Annotated in this window: 19 protein-coding genes and 2 riboswitches; of the genes, 2 read left to right on the top strand and 17 right to left on the bottom strand. The window is 28.7% G+C overall.

The window, feature by feature from the left end:
* From B2671_RS02690 to B2671_RS02640, 11 genes are all read right to left on the bottom strand, one after another.
* A partial coding sequence (locus tag B2671_RS02690; RefSeq protein ID WP_346869039.1) for a glycine/sarcosine/betaine reductase component B subunit occupies positions 1-367 on the bottom strand: 367 nt, incomplete at its 3' end.
* Positions 368-457: 90 nt separating this feature from the next.
* Positions 458-787 (bottom strand): thioredoxin family protein, encoded by a 330-nt coding sequence (locus B2671_RS02685; protein WP_346869033.1) that lies wholly within the window; start codon positions 785-787, stop codon positions 458-460.
* 72 nt (positions 788-859) lie between these two features.
* A complete protein-coding gene (trxB, locus tag B2671_RS02680) occupies positions 860-1,783 on the bottom strand; it encodes a thioredoxin-disulfide reductase (RefSeq protein WP_346869032.1) in 924 nt (307 codons plus the stop codon).
* A gap of 15 nt (positions 1,784-1,798) precedes the next feature.
* Entirely contained in the window at positions 1,799-2,176 is a 378-nt protein-coding gene (locus B2671_RS02675) for a GrdX family protein (RefSeq protein WP_150844068.1), read from the bottom strand.
* 68 nt (positions 2,177-2,244) lie between these two features.
* Positions 2,245-2,299: riboswitch (glycine riboswitch) on the bottom strand.
* A gap of 3 nt (positions 2,300-2,302) precedes the next feature.
* A riboswitch (glycine riboswitch) is annotated at positions 2,303-2,408 on the bottom strand.
* Between the two features lie 514 nt (positions 2,409-2,922).
* Positions 2,923-3,390 carry a tRNA (cytidine(34)-2'-O)-methyltransferase gene (locus B2671_RS02670; RefSeq protein WP_346869031.1) on the bottom strand — a complete coding sequence of 156 codons (468 nt, stop codon included), beginning with the start codon at positions 3,388-3,390 and terminating at the stop codon, positions 2,923-2,925.
* A 105-nt stretch (positions 3,391-3,495) separates the two neighbouring features.
* Positions 3,496-4,317, bottom strand: a complete 822-nt coding sequence (locus tag B2671_RS02665; protein ID WP_346869030.1) for a Cof-type HAD-IIB family hydrolase — start codon at positions 4,315-4,317, stop codon at positions 3,496-3,498.
* Positions 4,317-6,722, bottom strand: coding sequence for a transglutaminase-like domain-containing protein (locus B2671_RS02660; protein WP_346869029.1), 2,406 nt, complete (start codon positions 6,720-6,722; stop codon positions 4,317-4,319). Before B2671_RS02660 ends, B2671_RS02665 begins: the two co-directional genes overlap by 1 nt.
* Before the next feature lie 4 nt (positions 6,723-6,726).
* Entirely contained in the window at positions 6,727-7,896 is a 1,170-nt protein-coding gene (locus B2671_RS02655) for a DUF58 domain-containing protein (RefSeq protein ID WP_346869028.1), read from the bottom strand.
* The gene (locus B2671_RS02650) at positions 7,883-8,839 is read right to left on the bottom strand and encodes a MoxR family ATPase (RefSeq protein ID WP_346869027.1); all 957 of its coding nucleotides are present in this window, start codon (positions 8,837-8,839) and stop codon (positions 7,883-7,885) included. Before B2671_RS02650 ends, B2671_RS02655 begins: the two co-directional genes overlap by 14 nt.
* Positions 8,840-8,976: 137 nt before the next feature.
* Positions 8,977-10,326: a VanW family protein gene (locus B2671_RS02645; protein ID WP_346869026.1), complete on the bottom strand. Its 1,350-nt coding sequence runs from the start codon at positions 10,324-10,326 to the stop codon at positions 8,977-8,979.
* Positions 10,327-10,466: 140 nt separating this feature from the next.
* On the bottom strand, positions 10,467-11,729 hold the full coding sequence (locus B2671_RS02640; protein WP_346869025.1) for a magnesium transporter MgtE N-terminal domain-containing protein: 1,263 nt from the start codon (positions 11,727-11,729) through the stop codon (positions 10,467-10,469).
* A 487-nt stretch (positions 11,730-12,216) separates the two neighbouring features.
* Between B2671_RS02640 and B2671_RS02635 the strand changes: the two genes are divergently transcribed.
* On the top strand, positions 12,217-14,148 hold the full coding sequence (locus B2671_RS02635) for a YgiQ family radical SAM protein (RefSeq protein WP_346869024.1): 1,932 nt from the start codon (positions 12,217-12,219) through the stop codon (positions 14,146-14,148).
* A gap of 81 nt (positions 14,149-14,229) precedes the next feature.
* Here B2671_RS02635 and B2671_RS02630 read toward each other — a convergent pair whose 3' ends face one another.
* Both B2671_RS02630 and B2671_RS02625 read right to left on the bottom strand, forming a co-directional pair.
* Entirely contained in the window at positions 14,230-14,892 is a 663-nt protein-coding gene (locus B2671_RS02630; RefSeq protein WP_346869023.1) for a hypothetical protein, read from the bottom strand.
* Between the two features lie 65 nt (positions 14,893-14,957).
* The gene (locus B2671_RS02625) at positions 14,958-15,845 is read right to left on the bottom strand and encodes a YegS/Rv2252/BmrU family lipid kinase (protein ID WP_346869022.1); all 888 of its coding nucleotides are present in this window, start codon (positions 15,843-15,845) and stop codon (positions 14,958-14,960) included.
* 238 nt (positions 15,846-16,083) lie between these two features.
* Between B2671_RS02625 and pssA the strand changes: the two genes are divergently transcribed.
* A complete protein-coding gene (pssA, locus tag B2671_RS02620) occupies positions 16,084-16,596 on the top strand; it encodes a CDP-diacylglycerol--serine O-phosphatidyltransferase (RefSeq protein WP_150844057.1) in 513 nt (170 codons plus the stop codon).
* Positions 16,597-16,655: 59 nt separating this feature from the next.
* Here pssA and cax read toward each other — a convergent pair whose 3' ends face one another.
* The 4 genes from cax to B2671_RS02600 all read right to left on the bottom strand — a co-directional run bounded on the left by cax (position 16,656) and on the right by B2671_RS02600 (position 21,366).
* Positions 16,656-17,741 carry a calcium/proton exchanger gene (gene cax / locus B2671_RS02615; RefSeq protein ID WP_346869021.1) on the bottom strand — a complete coding sequence of 362 codons (1,086 nt, stop codon included), beginning with the start codon at positions 17,739-17,741 and terminating at the stop codon, positions 16,656-16,658.
* 117 nt (positions 17,742-17,858) lie between these two features.
* Positions 17,859-18,737 (bottom strand): L-serine ammonia-lyase, iron-sulfur-dependent, subunit alpha, encoded by an 879-nt coding sequence (sdaAA, locus tag B2671_RS02610; RefSeq protein WP_346869020.1) that lies wholly within the window; start codon positions 18,735-18,737, stop codon positions 17,859-17,861.
* Between the two features lie 5 nt (positions 18,738-18,742).
* Positions 18,743-19,423 carry an L-serine ammonia-lyase, iron-sulfur-dependent subunit beta gene (sdaAB, locus tag B2671_RS02605; RefSeq protein WP_346869019.1) on the bottom strand — a complete coding sequence of 227 codons (681 nt, stop codon included), beginning with the start codon at positions 19,421-19,423 and terminating at the stop codon, positions 18,743-18,745.
* A 287-nt stretch (positions 19,424-19,710) separates the two neighbouring features.
* Positions 19,711-21,366: a nucleoside kinase gene (locus B2671_RS02600; RefSeq protein WP_346869018.1), complete on the bottom strand. Its 1,656-nt coding sequence runs from the start codon at positions 21,364-21,366 to the stop codon at positions 19,711-19,713.
* Between the last annotated feature and the right edge of the window lie 102 nt (positions 21,367-21,468).

The following is a 21,468-nucleotide window of genomic DNA, read 5'->3' as shown; positions in this document are numbered from 1 at the left end:
CACCTTCTCCACTCATATCAACTATACCTTCTTGAAACCCAACTATTTTACCAGTAGTTACAACTGCAGCTCCTTTTAAAACATGTGTTCTTCCAGAACCTACTGTATCTACCTTACTAATGAAACCTGGAAATATTCCACCATTTCCTTCTACTTTAACTCTTGGTTCAACTACGTCTTTTACAGGTATTATTCTAACTTCCTCACCTGGTCTTGCAATATCAAAATTGATACTTGCAATTCTTTCGTCACCAGATACCTCGTTTAATAACTCCTCTTTGTTTACATAAAGAACTCCGTTCTCAACTTTTGTTTCTGGTCCAAATTGAAGATCCTTAATAAATATCTTTCCAATCTCTAGACGCAANNCTAAAAATATATAGGTCACTTTTTATTTATTAGAAGATGGGAGGTAATCCTCCTCATCTAATAACCTTTTAAACCTTTAAAATTGAAATTATAATGTTTCGTAGTATTCTTTAACGAATCCTTCGATATCATCTAGTGTAGCAATTTTATCTGGAGTTATTGTAGCAACACAAGCTCCACCATTGTAAATCTTCATAGTTGGAAGTCCTAGAACTTTTTGTCCTATAGCAACTCTTCTTGCTCCACCTATGTTTAAGCTAGCAAATTTTATTTTATCTTCATACTTAGGTTCTAAATCGTGAACACCTGGCATTAAAGCTATACATATTTCACATTTATCTCCCCAAAAATCTACGAAAACTGGTTTATCACTGTTTAAAACTTCTGACTCAAAATTATCTTTGTTTAATTCTATCATTTTATTTTACCTACCTTTCAGATTATAAATATTTATTAATATACAATTTACCTAAAGTAAATAAATTATATTCTAATGTGAATTTTCTATATAATGCTCTGCATTAGTAGCTGCAATAGCTCCATCTGCTGCAGCTGTAATAACTTGTCTTAATGATTTTTCTCTAACATCTCCAGCTGCAAATACTCCTGGTATGTTAGTTCTCATTTCTTCATCAGTTATTATATCTCCTCTTTCAGTCATGTTTACTTTACCTTTAAAAAGTTCTGATATTGGTAAATATCCAACAAATACGAAGCAACCATTAACTTCTAAAGTACTAACTTCACCAGTTTTTCTATTTTTTATAGTTAAGCTTTCTAGAATTTCATCTCCGTTAGCTTCTTCTACAACAGAGTCCCAAATAAATTTGATTTTAGGATTTGCAAAAGCTTTTTCTTGTAGTGATTTAGCTGCTCTTAATGAATCTCTTCTATGAATTACAGTAACAGTTTCACCAAATTTAGCAAGATATATAGCTTCAGTAATAGCTGAGTCTCCACCGCCAATTACAGCAATATCAAGATCAGTAAAGAAATCTGCATCACATGTAGCACAATAAGAAACTCCTCTACCTCTTAACTCTATCTCATTTTTAAATCCACCAAGTCTTGGAGTTGCTCCAGTTGCAATTACTATTGTTTTAGCTTGATATTCACCTTTTCTACATTTAATAACTTTAATATCACCTTCTAAAACAGTTTCAACTACTTCGTCTTTAACAAACTCAGTACCAAAATCTTCTGCTTGTTGTCTCATTCTTTGACTTAATGTTGTTCCAGTACATTCTTCAATTGAACCTGGATAATTCTCTAGTTCGTCAGTTGTTGTTGCCTGACCACCATATTTTGCTCTCTCAATGATTAACGTTTTCATTCGTGATCTTGAAGCATATAATCCTGCTGATAATCCTGCAGGTCCTCCTCCAATTATTATAGTGTCATAAACTTGTGACATATCAATATACCTCCCTTAGTTAATAGCATGATCTATTAAGTCTGAATCTATTACTTGAAAATCTGTTAATATTTTTTCACTCCATTTGGGAGTGTTAAAATCTCTTAAAAATTTTTCTGTTGTAACTATAGCATTTTCTATAATTTCTAAAGACTGTAAATCAACCCCATTGACAACCTCCGTTGAAACACAAACAGTTCTGTAAGGAGTTTCATTCGGCTTTACACTTCCCATCAATGGATGAGTAAGTATTCTATTACCTTTATGAATATAATTTCTTACTTTTTTTAGTATATCCAACTGCGGCACATCTATAAACTCAACTTTAAACTTTTCTTCAAATTTTTCTTTTGACATAGGATTGTTAGTTACAATAAATAATGGTTCTATCATTTAAATTCCTCCTATTAGGTGCATATAAAAAAGCATAGCGCAAAATATTAATATATTTTGCCCTATGCCTCTGTATTTTAACCTGAGAGTTTTGCTCCTTCGGTGCATATACGCTTTCCAGAGTTTTGTCCATTTTCGGTCCTTTTGCCTGAGAGTTTCATATTTATTTGGCAAAATAAATACTTGCTTCTTCGGCTACCTAATTTAATAGATTCTCTTCCGAAAATATCATCCAAAATTATTATTTTCTTTAATTCCTATCTTTAATATTAGTATATAATATATTTGTCTAATATTCTACATATTTTTATTGTTTTGTTATTTGATTTTTCTATAGTTTCTATAAAGTTTTTTTAATAAAAATATTCTGTCAATTGTATATATTATTATATCCTCCATATATATCCTTTATTAATATGGAGAAATTCGTTGCATACCAACCCCTAGAGCATACTCATATACCTATTTTTTGATTTTCAGAAAAAATTTTAAAATGAATTTACTTATGATATATTCAAATTTCTGTACGCATAAACGTAAATACACATTGATATTTTTTTAACTTTTTAAATATGGTTATTATTTTTTCTATAAATTAATTTTTGTACTTTATTGTTATTATAAAATATTTGAACCGCTTAATACACAATAGATTTACTTGTATATTGTAATTTAAAATATAAATTTTTATTCTGTTTATAATAATATGAAAGGATATAACCTTAAATTATATCCTTTTTAATACACTACTTCATCTTTTTAAATCCTATTTGTCTCAATCCCTCATAAGCAATTATAGCAACTGTATTGGAAAGGTTAAGAGATCTAGTTGTAGTATCTACCATAGGCACTTTTATAAGATTATCTTTATTTTCTTCTCTTATATAATCAGGTAATCCTTTAGATTCTCTACCAAATACTAAAAAATCACCTTCTTTAAAATTGGGTTCATTATAATATTTAGTTCCTTTAGTAGTACAAAAATAAAATGTTCCATTCTTATATTTTTCCCTTAAAGCTTCATAACTTTCATGAATTTCTAACTCTAACTGTGGCCAATAGTCAAGTCCAGCTCTTCTTACTGCTTTTTCATCTAAGCTAAATCCTAAAGGTTTTATTAAATGCAGCTTACAGTTAGTAAGTACACAAGTTCTCCCTATATTCCCAGTATTTTGAGGAATTTCTGGTTGAAATAATACTATGTTTAAGTTCACTATTACGTCCTCCTAAAAATAAGCCTGTTCAGGCTTGATAAAGATATAATACTTCATTTCTATTTCTATGTAAAGTTTATAACTTTAAAAACTCTGTTTAATATTCTATTTTAATATAAACTCTTCAATGACATGAGCAACTCCATCATCTTCATTACTAAGAGTGACGTAATCTGCTTGTTTTTTTACAAATTCTTCAGCATTTCCCATAGCTACACCTACCCCAGCAAATTTAATCATAGAAATGTCGTTTTCGTTATCTCCCATACAAATTACTTCCTCTCTATGAATTCCATAATACTGACATATTTTCTTTACTGCTTCTCCCTTGGATGTCCCATTTTTCATAATCTCAAAGCTACTCTCCATAGAACTTACTACTTCAAAGCTTTTTAGATTTAAAAATTCTTCCTTTGCAGCTATAACTTTCTCTTTATCCTCATGTACTACCATAACCTTAATCAAATTTCCATTTTCTTCAAATAACTTTTCCCATTCATTTATAATTCTTATAACTACCTGTCTATTTTTAGGTAAGGTTGCATTTGCTTTCCTATATATTAATGCTGAATGCTTTATCTCTTCTGTATATATTGTGTCAGTACTATAAAATTGAGGCATAATATCATACTTTTTTAATAATTTTAAAATGGCTCTACACTCTTCTTTATTTAGATACTCTTCATATATAGCTTTATCTAAATCTTTTTCTCTAATATAAGCTCCATTTGAAGCTATAATAGGGGTTTTTAGCCCTATTATATCCCCATAATAATTGGCTGACACAAATATTCTTCCTGTGGCAACTACAAATTTAACTCCTTTATTATGAGCTTCATTGATTGCATTTAAATTTCTTTCAGATATTTTCTTTTTACTATTTAATAATGTGCCATCCATATCAACACAAATTAATTTATATTTCATTAGTCCCTCCATAGATTAAATACAAAATACTTATTAATAATGTATTTATACCATCTTTCTCTTTCCTTAATATAATTCTCAATATACATGAAATATTCTTTTTTTTCAAAGGTACTTGATAATATTTCTCCATAAAACTCATCATAGACCAAATTTACAATATCTCTTAATCTATTTTGTAGTTCTCTATCCCTTATGGAATCTACAAATTCTAGGTCTCCACTACTTTTACTTTTTACTATGCCTTGAGTTCTTAGTCTTTTTAAATAATAATTATATAAAGGTATCATGCTTTTATTATTAACTATTCTCATCTTATTAATCTCATACAGTCCAGCAAATATAGCTATCATTACAGCTAATGCTCCTGTAGTTACATATATTCCTATATATCTATTAAATTTATCATCTTCTCCCATTTCACCTTCATCTTCATTAAATCCTGGTTGATTTTTATTAATTTTATTATTTCTAGCTTCATTGTTTGGATTATTTTCCGTTGGTGTATTTTCTAATTCAATTTCTTCTTGAGCTTCTTCATGTTCAGTAGGAGTTGGTGCTGAGTCTACTATCGCCCATTGATTCCTATAAGGGTTTATAAGTATTTCTGCCCATGCATGAGCGTCAGCGTTAGTTACCTTATAGCTACCATCTTCTCCTTTATCATCTGACATCTTAAATCCTTCTACATATCTAGCTGGAACACCTGCAATTCTACACATCATTACTGTTGCAGATGCAAAATAAGTACAATATCCTTTCTTATCTAACAGTATAAAATTGCTTACAAAATCGTTATATTCATCATTATCTCCAACATTAGTAACATACTTATAATTTTTCATCAAATAACTTCTTATAGCTAAGGCTTTTTCGTGAGTAGTTAGTTCCTCCACAGTCTTTTCTTTTGCTTGTGCTTCACTGATTAATATATTATCGACTATTTTATATACTTCATCATTAATCGGAGCATCAAGCTGAAGATAATTCATGTAATGTAGCATAAAGTTATTTAAAAAAGCACTTTCTCTATTTACATATTCTATACTTTTAGATGTATCTATTGATGAAATTAAATTTTCTCTATAAGAGTAATCATCAACCCCAAACTCCCTTTGAGGCATTATATAATTTTCATTCAATGGATTTTTTTTATACAAATAATTTTGAATTCCTTCAAGATAATTATCAAAGTCACCATAAGATATATAACTAACCTTGTAAGGTTCTTTTATCTCTACATCACTCATAAAAATAGGAATTAAATCTACAAACAAATTTTTACTGTCATTAATAATATTATTACTATTATTAGGGGTAAAATAAGACGTAGTTTTGAAGTTTTTTCCTGGAATTATAGTTAATGTTTTTTCTTGAACCTGAAAACTTTCATCTTTTGTTGGTTGTACAAGTTTATACATGGGCATATTGGAAGCTTCATTAATCTCAACCTTTCTCATTACTTTATCTTCAGATTTTATCCATGATCTTCCTGTATAATAATCCATAGCCTTTCCTCTTAAATAAAAAGGCTTATCTGATATTACTTTAAACACCTCTCTACGATTTAATGCTATTGATCCTCCTAAAATTGTAGATGAATCACTATACCCACTTTGTTTCATTGAAAAGCTTCCCTTCAAAGCTTCTAAAGAAGGATTTTTTTGCTTTTCTTTTTTGCTTACAAATTCATTTTTTAAAAAAGTAATAACACTGTCTACAGTTTTCCCTTTGTATTCCTGTGGTAGCATAAATACTAATCCAGGAATTAGTAAAGCAAGTATTAGTATTAACGTAATCATATATGTTATATTAATATCTATTTTAACTTCTCTTCCTCTATATTCCTTGCATTTTTTAATATATTCTCCTGTTCCTAATGTTATAATAACAGCTGCTAAAAAATAAGGAATGTTAGGAATAACATTTTTATAGAATATTTGATACCAGAAAATCACAAAAACACCTATTGAAAAAAACAAAGGAGTATATATGAATTTCTGAGTTATAGATATAAGCACAGCTATAAGTAAAGGAATTCCTATTGAAAATATATGAATAAACTCCTCAAAATTAATATTTTTAGCCTTGAGTGCTGCATTATTTATATTTTTTAAATTAAGTGATATTACTTCAATTTCCTTCGATACAAATATTCCAGAAGTTTTATAGATAATTATCCCTAATAAAATAAAAACAATAATAAAAAAGATTATTTTTTTTCTTATACTATTAATTACTTTAGAAAAAAACAGGTAAATTAGTATACCCATGGCAAATAGTAGAATTAAAAATACAAAATTTAATTCCTCTATTTTAAAACAATCTACTATAAGCTTTATTACTATTGTAAAATTTATAATAACTAAAAAAGATTTTAATATTTTTTCTTCAATCACTCTCATGGCATCACCTTATTTCTTTTATGCTATAACAATTTATACCTTTATTTAACATATGTGAAATAGCATCATCACTAACCTTAGGTATTTTATCTAAATAAAATAATGTAACTTCATATCCCTCTGTAGATAAATTTATAAAGTAATCTATATTTTCTTTACTCATATCATAGGTTACTATGACAACAGCACTTTTCTTATTCACATTATACATAAACTTCTTCATAAAAAGAGGCAATTTACCTCTTCCCTCACTGTACTTACTTACCATATGAGTTTTTAATCCTTCTAAATGCTCCTTATTGCTAATATTAAAAACTTCAGTATTTTCTCCTATAATTATAGCTTGTGAATTAGCACTTTTCTCCTGCATATATTTTATTAGAGATAAGAAAAACTCTACAAGCTCTTCCTCTCTTACTCCATCTTTATCCATACTAAAAGGATCTTTTCTTAAGTCTAAAAACACATGTATACGAGGGCTTTCACTACTTTCATATTCCTTTACAAATAATTTTCCATGTTTTGCAGTAACCTTCCAGTTTACCCTTCTATAACTATCTCCAATTCTATATTCTCTAATATTTTTGATAGTTTCTAAACTTTCAGGTCCTTTGTTTAGCTCCTGCATTATTGTTTTAGTATTAAACTCTCTTAAATTAGCTCCTTTAATTTTAATGCTCTTCAAAGGGTATATGCTAGGATATACCTTTATAGTTTCTTTATGGTTATAGGAACTTTTCCAAGTAAAAACTCCAAATATATCACTAACTATACTCGTTGTGCTACCTAACCTATAGTCACCTCTAATTGGTATTTTTATATCTTTCTTTATGAATTTATTACCATTTATTTTTATAGAAATAATATCTCCTCTATATTTATTCATAATTCTTTTTAAAAGGGAATTTTCAATTTCCATATATGAAATTGGAAATATTGAATCATTGTATACCTTTATAATAATATTATTATTTTCACCAGCAATTATTTCCTTTTTATCACTAACTACATCAATATTTAAATTTTTACTTACAAAATAAATATATATACTTGTAATGATTAACACTAAGAGAAGACAATAAAAAATAGAATAGGGTAAATTCCCTCCTGAAAACAGAGCAAATATACAAGACAAAATAGTTAATATAAAATAGGACTTTTTAATCTTCAACATATACTCTCACCTTTGGAGCTATTACCACATTTAAAATTTCTTCTAAAACATTCTCAGCCTTTATTCCCCTGGCAATGGAGCCATTGGTTAATATTATCCTATGCGAAAGAACTAACTTGACATTTTCTTTAACATCTTCTGGTATTACATAATTTCTATTCTTTATTAAGGCTGTAGCCTGTGCAACCCTAAGTAATGCTAATGAAGCTCTCGTACTTCCACCTAATACTATCTCTTTATGGTTTCTTGTGGCATCAATAATATTTACTATATACTTATTAATCTCATCATTAACCTTTATCTCCTTAACCTGTTTTTGAATATTTATTATATCTTCTTTTGAAGCCACTGGCATTAATTCATCTAATGGATTTTCTTGTCTATACAAATTTAAAATATAAGCTTCATCCATTTTGCTTGGATAACCAAGATGTACTTTTATCATAAATCTATCCAGTTGAGCCTCTGGTAAAGAAAAAGTTCCCTCATATTCGATAGGATTTTCTGTAGCCATTATAAAAAATGGCTTCTCTACCTCATAGGTTATGCCTCCTTCTGAAACTTGCATTTCTTCCATGACTTCTAATAGTGCAGACTGCGTTTTTGGTGATGTTCTATTAATCTCATCTGCTAATACTATATTTGAAAAGATAGGTCCCTTATTAAAAGTGAATTTCCCTGTACCAGCATTGTAAATTGAGATACCAGTAATATCTGACGGAAGTAAGTCAGGTGTAAATTGAATTCTACTATATGTTAAGCTCAAACTTTCTTTTATGGCTTTTATCAAAGTTGTCTTTCCAACTCCTGGTACGTCTTCTATTAAAATATGACCTCCTGAAATCATACCTTTCATGATATCATAAATCTCCTTTTGTTTTCCAACTATAACTTTTTCTATATTAGTAACAATATTTTCAATAAGTTCTACATTGTTTCTCATTTTAATCCTCCCAATTTTGTCCATTATTTTATTCTTACTATTTCGGTAACATCGTCAAAAAAACCTTTTATTTTTTTGAATTTCTTAAAAAATTTACCCAGATATAGACATTCTATGTCTATATCTGGGTAATAATTTTAATCTTTTCCTATTCTAACAACAGTATTTTTACTGGCATATATACTTTCACCAACTAAAATCTTTTCTACTATTTCACCATTTTCATATCTAATTCTATAGGTATTTACTATATACCCATTTACACCATTTTTTTCTATCACTATTTTGCCCTCTTCTAAGCTATAATCATAAATAATTTCTTTTTTAGGCTTTATTTCCTTTGCAATTTCACTTCTTATTTCATAGTGGGGATCCCGTTCTTCTTCATTAGAAAATATATTAAAAGTTATTTCTTTGTTTTTAACAATAACTTCAAGTAAAATAGGATAGCTATAATTATTTTTAAACTTAAAATCTGAAGCTCCATAAGCTATCATGGCATCCTGTCCCATTGGGACATATGATATTATCTTACTATGATTTTTCCTTTCCGTTATATATAAATTACTTTTTAGTACGGCATTATACAAAGTTGAAGAAACTTGACATACCCCTCCTCCAATTTCATCTATAAAAGTTCCGTTTTTAATTACCTTTGCATATTCAAAACCTTTTCCTGGGGTGGTTGCTCCTACAACCTTATTGAAACTAAATTCATCTCCTGGCATAATTATCGTATTATCTATATACTTAGCTGCCATTTCAATATTCCTACACCTTCCAAAACTAGAATTTATAAAACTAGTTGTATAGGATGCTATCTTAGTATTTATACTTTTTAAGTCATCTTCCATAATCTTAGGAAACACCTTATTAAAATCCGCATTTACAATAATATCATCATCATTCACACTATTATCTATAGCTTCTATAATACTTTTATTTAATGCATCTCCATTTATCTTTCTACCTATTTCATGAGGCGTTATAAGAAATCCACTCCAATCATGATCTACTGTTGCATTTACTGGTGACTTATTTTGTTCTTTTTCTATAACCTTTAGAAACTTGTAAAAACTATCAGCCTTTAGACTTGTTTCCGTATAAAACTCCCTGTCTATACCTTTCTTAATATTTTTATATTTACCTATAAAACCACCTTCCTTTCCCCAAAGTAATGCCATATCAACAACCTCTTCTACATTCTCACTAACACCTAGTTCACTAAAAGATATTTCATAACTCTTTTCATCAATTTGAACTTTTACATTTCTATTTACATTTATATCTGTTATATCTTTATCTACTTTAAAAATAGCTTCTTCTTTACTTAAAAGTGAAACATCTATTTTATTAATACTAATTCCTTTATATATAAGATTTTCATGATTTCTAATAATAATTTGTACCTTTATTAATATGAAAGAACCAATAATAAGCAACATTGTTAGTATTACGAAGATTATTCCCTTAAATTTTTTTCCCAAACCATTCACCTCCATATATAAAATATATGAATCTAAGTAAGTCATTATAATATGTAGTTATAAATTTTCAAAAATAGGCACTTAGATTAAATCCTTAATCTAAGTGCCTATTTAAATTATTTAAGATATATTATATTGTACTATGACATTCTTTTTATTCTTCGCTTCCAGCTTGGAGACAAGATTTCATCTATAATATCTCCCATCACTGCAATCCCACATAGCCTATCTTCTTCATCTACAACGGGTACAGAGTATAGGTCATACTTTACAGCTATAGCTATAGCAATATCGATTTCATCTGTGTCCACTACTTTAAATGGTTGTGTATTCATCATTGACTTTAGTTTAGCATCTGAATCAGATATGACTAAATCAATTAGAGGAACAGTTCCTTGTAGCCTTTCTTCTTTGTCAACAATATATATATAATGGGCTATTTCTTCATCTGGTCTAAGTTCTTTTAGTATATTAATGGTTTCTTTTACAGTTACATCTATGTTAAAGGATATAAAATCAGTATTCATTATATTACCAACTACTTCATCCTCATATTTCATAAGATCTCTAATTTCATTTTCATCATCATCATCTAAATTCACTAATACACGATTGGTAGTTTCTTCGTCCATATCATCTAGCATATTAGCAATTTCATCATTGGGCATAATATCCAATATTTCCCTAGCCTTATCTTCACTCAAATTTTTTAAAATATCCTTTACCATATCATGGTCAACTTCTTCTAATGTATCTGAAGCTAAATCTATATCTAGTCCATCTATGACTTTAACTCTGTCTTCTAATGATAAATCTTCAAGAATTTTAGCAATATCAGCTGGATGTAACTTACTTAACTTATTGTATGGAGTTGTTAGTTTTAAAGAAGAATCTACCATCTCTAAAGATTGAACACTCTCCCAACTTATTAGATTTTCTTTTGGCTCTTTATTAAATAAAGCATATACATGCTTTATCGGATTCTCAATTTTCATTTTTCTAGCAATTGCTAAAGTACCCGACTCTACTCCAATCACAGTTAAATATCCATTTCTTTTAACCATTTTCAAATCAACAACTCTAACTATTTTTTTACCATTTACATCTACTATATCTTTATCTAATAAATGTTGAGATAAAAGATATGAATATTTCCTTGGAATTATATCTTTAACTTGTACAACCTTTATAATGAATTTACCATTTTCTTTATACACATCAATATTTCTAAATTCAAAGTTTTCAATTTCTCTTCCATTTTTAATCTTGTATCCAATAGCCCTTGGATATCCATAATCTGTAGTTACATAAATATCTTCTAACTTTCCTATACAATAATTTAATTCATCATAAACCCATCTGTTTAAAATACTACTTAGATAAAATTCTGATAGTCTATCCATGTTATTCCTCCTTCAATAGAGGAATATGTATATAAGTGTCTATAACTTAATAAACAGTACTCCTCTATTTCTATTAAATTTATAAATGTCATCACAGTCCTTACACAACAAAGGCCCACCGTCCATTAATTTCTCACCACCTGATTAAATATATTTATATTATTTATTATAGTCTACATATTTAATTTTGTAACTATATTATTCAAATTTGGTTGAATTTCTTCATATTTATTTAATATCATGACTTTTCTCTATTTTTATTCAATTTACTATCTTATTCTAAGTCAATCTAACTTTTATATAAAATTTTCCTATAATAGTCCTATTCATATTTGTCTCTTATTATGATAATATAGTTTAATGTACAAATTAGTGCAAGAAAGGAGGTATCTTATTATAAACTTGCTGATATTATTGAAATTAATATTATCATTAGTATTCTCCTTAAGAATTTAATTACTCCATGTAAGTTTATATAAGAAAACCTATGAAAAGTAATACACAATTTTTACCTATTTCTAGAGAAGATATGAAAAAAAATCATATTTCTCAACTTGATTTTATAATAATAACTGGAGATGCATATATAGATCATCCATCCTTCGGAACTGCTATAATTGGAAGACTTTTGGAAAGCGAAGGTTTTTCTGTGGGAATTATAGCTCAACCTAGTTGGGACTCTTGTGACGACTTTAAAAAACTTGGTGAACCTAAATATGGATTTCTTATAAACTCCGGAAATATAGATTCTATGGTAAACCACTATACTGTTGCTAAAAAGAAAAGACATGATGATCTTTATTCTCCTGGTGGTAATGGTGGTTTTAGACCAAATAGAGCTGTTATAGTATATTCAAACAGAGCTAGAGAAGCATATAAAAATACACCTATAATTATTGGTGGTATAGAAGCTAGTCTTAGAAGATTTGCCCACTATGACTATTGGGATGATAAAATTAGAAAAAGTATAATTCTTGATTCCAAGGCTGACCTTTTAATATATGGTATGGGTGAAAAACCTATAGTTGAAATTGCCAATTTATTAAGATATGGAAAACCAATTAATCATATTACTTCAGTTAGGGGAACTTCCTACGTGACCAATAAATTAGATAAAATTAAAGACTATATATTGTTGCCTTCATTTGGCGAAATTACTTCTGATAAAAAAGCTTATGCTAATAGCTATTTTCTTTCTTCTAGAGAACAAGACTCCGTATGGGGTAAGCCCTTAGTAGAGCCTTATGGTGATAGATTTATAGTTCAGAATCCACCTCAAAAACCTTTAAGTACTAGGGAAATGGATAGGATTTATAATTTACCATATACTAGAACTTATCATCCTATTTATGAAGAAGCTGGTGGTATACCTGCTCTTAAAGAAGTTAAGTTTTCTATAACTAGTCATAGAGGTTGTTATGGAAGTTGTTCCTTTTGTGCTCTAACTTACCATCAAGGTAGAGTTATTCAAAATAGGAGTCAAGATTCTATAGTATCGGAAGCTAAACTTTTAACGGAGGATAAAGACTTTAAAGGATATATACATGATATTGGTGGTCCAACAGCTAATTTTAGACAGAGGGCTTGTAAAAAACAAATAGAACATGGAGTTTGTAAGGATAGGCAATGTATGTTTCCTACCCCTTGTAAAAACTTAATAGTAGATCATACTGAATATTTAAGTCTTCTAAAAAAAGTTAGAACCTTACCTAATGTAAAAAAAGTTTTTATTCGTTCTGGTATCAGATATGATTACCTAATATACGATAAAAATCCAAAATTTTTTAATGAACTATGTGAACACCATATAAGTGGTCAACTAAAAGTAGCTCCTGAACATATAAGTGATAAAGTACTTTGTGAAATGGGTAAACCATCTAAAGAGGTTTACGAAAGGTTTATAACAAAATATCATGCCATTAATAAAAAATTAGGAAAGAAACAGTTTGTGGTACCCTATCTTATGTCTAGTCATCCTGGTAGTGATTTAAATGCTGCCATAGAGCTAGGACAATATATAAAATCCATGGGACATATGCAGGAACAAGTTCAAGACTTCTATCCTACACCAGGTAGTTTATCAACTACCATATATTATACTGGTGTAAATCCTTTTACTAATAAAAAGGTTTATGTAACCAAAAGTCAAAAGGAAAAAAATATGCAAAGAGCTCTTTTACAATTTGGCAACCCTGAAAATCATAATCTAGTTAAATCAGCTTTAACTAGTTGTCATAGAGAAGATTTAATAGGTAACGGTAAGAATTGTCTAATTCCAACTAATCCTATTATAAAAAGAAAGTCTTCTCAAACTCCTAATAATAAGGAAAAAAGTAATGTAAAAAACACTAATTTAAAAAAATCATCTAAAAATACTACCCCAAATAAAAGGTCTAAGAAAACTTCTTATAGAAAATAATTTATTAACATTCTTATAACTGATAAAGGCTATTTAAGATTTTAATTGAACATAAATCTCAAATAGCCTTTTATTTTATATCTATCTTATGCCTTTCACCATTTTCTGTTTAAAGGTTCTAATGCTTCCATAAAGTACTACCATCCATGATAAATCACCCACCAACAAATAACCTATATTATCACTACTTTGTAATGTTATTGCAGTGGTTCCTATAAATATAAGAGAAGCTATACCAATTAATACTGTCCCCCACTTTACACTATGCTTATACCTAAAGCTTTTTATCCCCATAAAAAACGATAATCCATTAATACACAATAATATTTTATATGGTAACAGATTACTTAGAATAACATTATATCCATAGGATAATGATATATAATACTCCATAGGCACTTTAAACATACATATCAAATAAATAACTATGCCTATAATAAAAATTCCATAAAACCATTTTATATCCATCCTTGTATTTCTATAAAAAACATATAAACAGATATATATAATTATAGGAATATATATAATGTTTAAAAATGCTAAATTCTTCATTAAGTATACACTTTTCATATTATCTGCTAGAAGAAGCACTAGTAAGCTAACTATTCTTAATATAATCAGTATAAAAGATATGGTAAGTACTTCTTTTATTTTAACAGGGCAATACCTTATGCTTGAGGTTACAGACTCATAACTTAAAAATATCATGGCTAAAATTAAAAACAAATATATATAAATATTCAAAATCTACACTCCAAACTAATAATTATATTTATATATATTACATTTTTATATGTTTTATGAAAACATTACTCCTCTTTATATCCTATTATTTTAATAGACCTACGTTCACAGGTGATTTCAAGTGGAAAATCAGGGCCCTTTTCTCCATCAATATCTGTAGCTATATTCTCATTACACTCTATGATTAGCTCTTTACATTTGAAATAAAGTATTCCATCCATATCAGCAACTTGACCTTTTTTCATCATAATAATTAAATTATTAAAAGCATTTTTCAAAATTTCCTTTTTTATAACAACCACATCTAATAATCCATCATCTGCTTCTGAGTAATCTGCAAATTTAATATTTCCTGCTGTTTGACCATTAAATACTAGTATAGTATATATTTTACCTTCAAAATTTACTACTGGAGAAGTAATCTTAACATCTATTTTTTTTAGATTTTTAACTTCTTCTGCAGCTTTTACATAATAAGCTAACTTTCCCATTGTATTTTTAAGACTATTATCAGTTTTTTGAGATATATCTGTAAACAGTCCTGCACTAGCCACATTTACAAAGTATTTATCATTTATTCTGCCAAGATCAAAACGCTTGACTTTCCCATCTAAAATTTGCTTACAAGCAGCAGATATATCATTAGGCACTCCTAAGTATTTAGCAAAATCATTAGCTGTACCTACTGGTAAAAAACCTACAGGAATATCCACGTTATTTTGCTTCATTTTATTTATTACTGAATCAATAGTCCCATCTCCACCTGCTATTAGTATATACTTATAGCTTTCATCTATTTCAATGAGCGCATCTCTAATATCAGCATCATGACTAATTCTAAAAGGCTCTATAGTATATCCATACTGTTGATGAATTTTGATTACCTTATCTATGTTGTTTATTATTGAATTTTCTCCCGAGTAAGGATTATAAATAAATTTAACTCTTTTCATAATTTCCTCCTATATCATTTATAAACAATATAAATTAATTATGCCCATGAATATTATTTATAATTATATATAATACTTTATTTACCTTAACCTATATCATATTACCATTTTAAAAACCTTTTTTCAAATTTTAAAATTTATTCATACTTTTTTATATTTAACAATTAATTTTTACTTTCACTGCATATATATTTTACAATGGTAACCAAAATGTATATAATAAAATAGAGGTGATAGTGTGAATAAATCTATTATCCCAAATTCTATGACTTTGGGTAACTTAATTTGTGGAGTTTTATCAATACAATTTACTATAAATAATGATTTTACTACAGCTGGAATTTTAATCTTATTAGGAGGAATACTTGATAGATACGATGGTACTGTAGCACGTTTTTTAAACACTCATAGTGAACTGGGAAAAGAACTTGATTCTCTGGCGGACTTAGTTTCCTTTGGCGTAGCTCCATCAATTTTAGCCTTTTCCCTATATGGATTTAGTAATTTTGGACTTTTAGGTAAAATTTTATTAGTATTATTCCCTGTGGCAGGAGCTTTTCGTTTAGCTAGATATAATTGTACAGAATTTAATAATGTTTTTACTGGCATACCTATAACTATAGCTGGTAGTTTACTAGCTGTACTTGAGATTTTTTCTACGGTAAGACCCATACCATCAATAATTCCAATGGTATTTATGACATTGCTTTCATACCTTATGGTTAGTCATTTTCAAATTAAGAAAAAATAAAATAGTAATATTAAAAGCGACTATNNATAGTCGCTTTTAATATTACTCATGAATATATTCTAAACCACATAATAGTATGAAAGAGTAACCACTAAATATACTGCTATAAGTAATGCCCCTTCAAACCAATAGGTCTTACCATCTTGAAACACAAAATAAGACATTCCCATAGCTATAGACATGGTTACTATTTGAAAAGTTGAAAACAGTAGGTTTACTTGGAACCCCATAAAGGAAGAGCAAATAATTAATATAGGAATCACAAACATAGTAATTTGTATACTAGAACCTATGGCAGTTTCTAGACTAGCATCTATTTTATTTTCTAAAGCACATACTATGCTTGATGCATTTTCACCAAAGGAGCCTAAAAGTGGAATCAATATTATTCCTAAAAATTCTTGTGAAATTTTATATTCTTCAACAATGGCATTTACACCACCAACTAACCTTTCACTTATAAAATATAAAAGTATAGTTACAATTATAATTAACCCAAATACTTTTCTAGCGTCATTCTTATACCCATTTTTAGGTAACATCTTTTTTTCATCTAATATAAATAAATTACTATGGGTATATAAGGAAAATATTAGTCCTAATATATATACGCATATCAATACAACACCTATTATTAAACTTATTTTTTGAAAACTACCATTATCAACAATAGAGTATCTATTTAAAGCGGATACAATTATTATTGTAAACATAACTAAAAATAACATATTTAAATTTGTACGTGCAATTATCTTATTAAATTTTTGTTCCCTATATTTTATACCACCACAAAATACTGCAATTCCTAAACCAAGTAGCATATTTGTAATAACAGCCCCTAAGAGCCCTGCCTTTGCCATGGAAATCATACCATACTTTATAGACCAAAGTCCCATCATAAGTTCTGGCACATTACCTGCTGTAGCTGAAATCAGGCCGCCTCTTTTTTCACCTATATAATCTGATATTTTTGAAGTTCCCCTTCCTAATAAAATGGCTAAAGGAATCATTACTAATGAATACATTATAACATTAATTATGTTAGAATCTATATTTATAAAAAGTAGTGCAATAGAGATTAATACTATAGTTAATGTTACTACTTCCTCTTTTCCAATAAAATCTTTTTTCTTAAAGTCTTTCATATTTTCCTCCACAATATAACATAGATATATATTTACTCTATTCATTTCATAAAGAAACAGTTACACCTATATTTTTGCTAAAGGTGTAACTGTAGTGAAATACTTTATTTTAGTTTTTTATTTATTAGAAAATACTTTTTCTTTTAACTTTTGACCACATGGAGTTATCGCAAGACCACCTAATGCAGTTTCTCTTAATTCACTAGGCAAGGCTCTTCCTATTTTGTACATAGATATGACTGTATCATCAAAAGGAATTTTACTCTCAACACCTGCCATTGCCACGTCTGCCATGGTAAGGGCACTTACTGCTCCTGCTACATTTCTTTTAGCGCATGGTATCTCAACTAAGCCTGCTATTGGATCACAAACCAAGCCCTCCACATTTTTTATTACCATAGCCCCTGCGTCAAAGGCCATTTTAGGAGTTCCTCCCATCATTTCTACAATGGCAGCTGCAGCCATAGCAGCTGCACTACCACATTCTGCTTGACATCCACCTTCAGCACCTGCTAGCGTTGCATTTTTAGCAATTAAAATTCCAACCCCCGAAGCTGTAAATAAAGCAGTTATCATTTCATCATCAGTTTTATCTAATTTCTCCCCTGCTGTAATAATAGCTGCAGGTATAATACCACAGCTCCCTGCAGTAGGTGCTGCTACTATTCTTCCCATAGCCGCATTAACCTCAGAACAAGATAATGCTCTTGCCATAGCTTTAACTATAAAATCACCACATAAGGTTTCTTTTTCTTGGAAGTACTTTCTAATCTTAGTTGCATCACCACCTATAAGACCGCTTATAGATATAATCTCTTTATCCATAGCTTCTTGAGTTGCAGACTTCATAACTTTTAGATTTTCTCTCATCATTTCTATTAATTCTTCCCTAGAAGTTTCTGAAGATTCCAGTTCCTCTCTTATAGTATATTCTGCAATGGTTATGCTCTCTTTATTACATAATTCAATTATTTCTGTCGCCTTTGATAAAAACATTAAAGCTACTCTCCTTTCATTGGTGGTAATATTTCCTCTACATTTTTCACATTTTCTATCTTTCTTATTTTATCTACCACATGATGATTTACTATCCCATCAGTTTCAACCACCGTTGAAGCTTCTAATCCCTTAGCTTTTCTATATACATTCATTGAAGCTATATTTATATTTTCATTAAATAAAAGATTACTAACATTATATATCATTCCTGGTACATCGCGATGAGTAATTATAATAGTTGGATATTCTCCTGTAAAATGGATACTTTGTCCATCTAATTCAAATATAACTATATTTCCGCCTCCTATGGATGAACCTGTAACAGTGGTTTCTATGCCTTTAGAATCCTTCATTACAAATTTAACTGTATTAGGATGTACATCACCTAGATCCGTTTCTTCAAAGGTAAATTTTACTCCTCTTTCTTCTGCTATAGTAAAAGACTCTTTTAATCTATAATCCCATGGATCCATACCTAGGATTCCTGCTACTAGTGCCCTATCTGTACCATGTCCTTTATAAGTTTTTCCAAAGGAGCCATGAAGTAAAAATTTAACTTCCCTAACATCATCTTCTGCAATCTTTGCAGCTAATTTTGCAAGTCTTGCAGCTCCTGCTGTATGTGAGCTTGAAGGTCCAATCATTATAGGACCAAGAATGTCAAACACGCTATAACTTTTCATAATTTCCTCCTATAAAATACCACTATAGAATATACTAAAATTTAATATTTCATTGACTCCTGAATTAATAGTTATTACTTAGTATATCCATTTTATATAATACCATTAGTTAAAGATTAAAAATATGTAACTTTTAAATAAGAATTATGTAAAAATATATCTATAATATTTATACCATAAAATTTATTGACAATATATATTTTTTTTCGATATAAATAGAGCTAGATAATAGTGTTTTTTGTATACCATTATTACCTAGCTCTATTTAATTAATATTCATTTTAAATTTAATATTGATAAAAACAACTTCCCCCTATAAATTCTCTAATTAAAGAATTTGTTGGAACAACATCCCTATCTACTTCTTTAAAAAAATGTAAAAATTCTATAAGTCTTCTTGCTTCATTGTAGACTGAACTTTCTGGTTTCACTTTATACAGCTCTTCTAATGCATATTTCTTTAAAACTGCTAACTCATATATAAGTGCTGAATTAAACATTACATCTGCATCTTCTTGATATGGAAATATATTCTTATCTTCTCCTCGTCTTATAGATGCCCACATTTTCAGTGTATATTCTACATCATATCCTCTTGACAAATAATCTCTAACTATTCTTCTAATCATTCTTACATCCGTCGTTGCTATTCTATTGTGAACATCCATATTTATTTGAGTTAATGGACTAATATATACTTTAAATTTATGATTATGAGGAATTGAAGCTGTTAGGACTTCATTTAAGCCATGTATTCCCTCAATTACTATTACTCCCCTATCTGGAAGCTTCACTTTATTTCCTAACCATTCTCTTTTACCTGTTATAAAATTAAAGGTTGGAAGCTCAACTTCTTCTCCATTTAAAAGCATTTTTAGTTGTTCATTAAATAATTGCAAATCCAATGCAGTTATACTTTCAAAATCATATTCTCCAAATTCATCCTTTGGAGTAAGGTCTCTATCTATAAAATAGTCATCTAATGATATTGGTACTGGAATTAATCCATTAACTCTCATTTGAATTCCCAACCTCTTACAAAATGTAGTTTTTCCTGAAGATGATGGTCCAGCTATTAATATTAACTTTATATCACGATTTTTCTTTATTTTATCAGCAATATTAGCTATTTTCTTTTCGTGCAAAGCTTCTGCAACTCGTACTAAAGTCACAATATCACCATGTTCTATCTCATCATTTAAAGCACCTACATGGGCTATATTTAGTATATCTCCCCATTTCTCAGCTTCATAGAATATCTTTGCTAACTTCCTATGTTTTTCAAATCGTGGAATTTGGGTTGGCTCTTCTTGAGTTGGAAATCTAAGAATAAACCCTGGATCATAGTAAATTAAATCAAAATATTTTAGTATATCTGTATTAGGTATCATTGGTCCATAAAAATAACCAATTTCTTCACCCAACTTATAAATTATTATGCTACTCTCATTTACATTTTTAAAAACACTAACCTTATCATCCATGCCAGTTTCTCTAAATAAATCTATAGCATCTTGCTTACTATAACTTTTCTTTTCAATTTCCATGTTAGCATCTACTATCTCAAGCATTCTGTTTTTTATGGCATATACATCATCTATGCTTAAATGCATGTCTTTATATATTTCACCAAATAATCCTTTACTTAAAGAATGTTCTATGGTTATTTTACTATCTTGAAATAAATCCTTGGTAGCTTTTATTAAAACAAATTGTAAACTTCTTATATAGCACAGCATTCCTTGTTTATCTGTAATATCAACAAATTCTATATCACAATCCTTCTCAAGAACAGTTGATAACTCCCTAAGTTTACCATCCACTTTAACCAAAACTATAGGTACTTTATTGTCATGGCCATATCTTTTTATCAAATTATAACACGTTATTCCTCTATGAACTTCTATGATTCTTTCTTCTATTCTTATCTTAATTTTATCCATACTCTCACCTCTATTATAATTATTTAGTTATCATATATTATTTCCTAATCCCTTAATTAACTAATAAAATCATAATCCTAATAAAATTTAAACTTAAATGAT

The organism is Clostridium sp. UBA5119 (assembly GCF_002414285.1).
Taxonomy (GTDB): Bacteria; Bacillota; Clostridia; order Clostridiales; family Clostridiaceae; genus Clostridium_J; species Clostridium_J sulfidigenes.
Note: the sequence above shows the minus strand (reverse complement) of the source record. Positions and strands in the feature narration are given on the sequence as shown.

Bases quoted from the DNA above. Each gene is read 5' to 3' on its own strand.
- cax (WP_346869021.1), bottom strand. From the start codon at position 17,741: ATGAAAGACTTTAAGAAAAAAGATTTTATTGGAAAAGAGGAAGTAGTA.
- B2671_RS02635 (WP_346869024.1), top strand. From the start codon at position 12,217: ATGAAAAGTAATACACAATTTTTACCTATTTCTAGAGAAGATATGAAA.
- B2671_RS02600 (WP_346869018.1), bottom strand. From the start codon at position 21,366: ATGGATAAAATTAAGATAAGAATAGAAGAAAGAATCATAGAAGTTCAT.
- B2671_RS02685 (WP_346869033.1), bottom strand. From the start codon at position 787: ATGATAGAATTAAACAAAGATAATTTTGAGTCAGAAGTTTTAAACAGT.
- B2671_RS02665 (WP_346869030.1), bottom strand. From the start codon at position 4,317: ATGAAATATAAATTAATTTGTGTTGATATGGATGGCACATTATTAAAT.
- B2671_RS02655 (WP_346869028.1), bottom strand. From the start codon at position 7,896: ATGTTGAAGATTAAAAAGTCCTATTTTATATTAACTATTTTGTCTTGT.
- B2671_RS02660 (WP_346869029.1), bottom strand. From the start codon at position 6,722: ATGAGAGTGATTGAAGAAAAAATATTAAAATCTTTTTTAGTTATTATA.
- B2671_RS02675 (WP_150844068.1), bottom strand. From the start codon at position 2,176: ATGATAGAACCATTATTTATTGTAACTAACAATCCTATGTCAAAAGAA.
- sdaAB (WP_346869019.1), bottom strand. From the start codon at position 19,423: ATGAAAAGTTATAGCGTGTTTGACATTCTTGGTCCTATAATGATTGGA.
- trxB (WP_346869032.1), bottom strand. From the start codon at position 1,783: ATGTCACAAGTTTATGACACTATAATAATTGGAGGAGGACCTGCAGGA.
- sdaAA (WP_346869020.1), bottom strand. From the start codon at position 18,737: ATGTTTTTATCAAAGGCGACAGAAATAATTGAATTATGTAATAAAGAG.
- B2671_RS02640 (WP_346869025.1), bottom strand. From the start codon at position 11,729: ATGGATAGACTATCAGAATTTTATCTAAGTAGTATTTTAAACAGATGG.
- B2671_RS02625 (WP_346869022.1), bottom strand. From the start codon at position 15,845: ATGAAAAGAGTTAAATTTATTTATAATCCTTACTCGGGAGAAAATTCA.
- B2671_RS02650 (WP_346869027.1), bottom strand. From the start codon at position 8,839: ATGAGAAACAATGTAGAACTTATTGAAAATATTGTTACTAATATAGAA.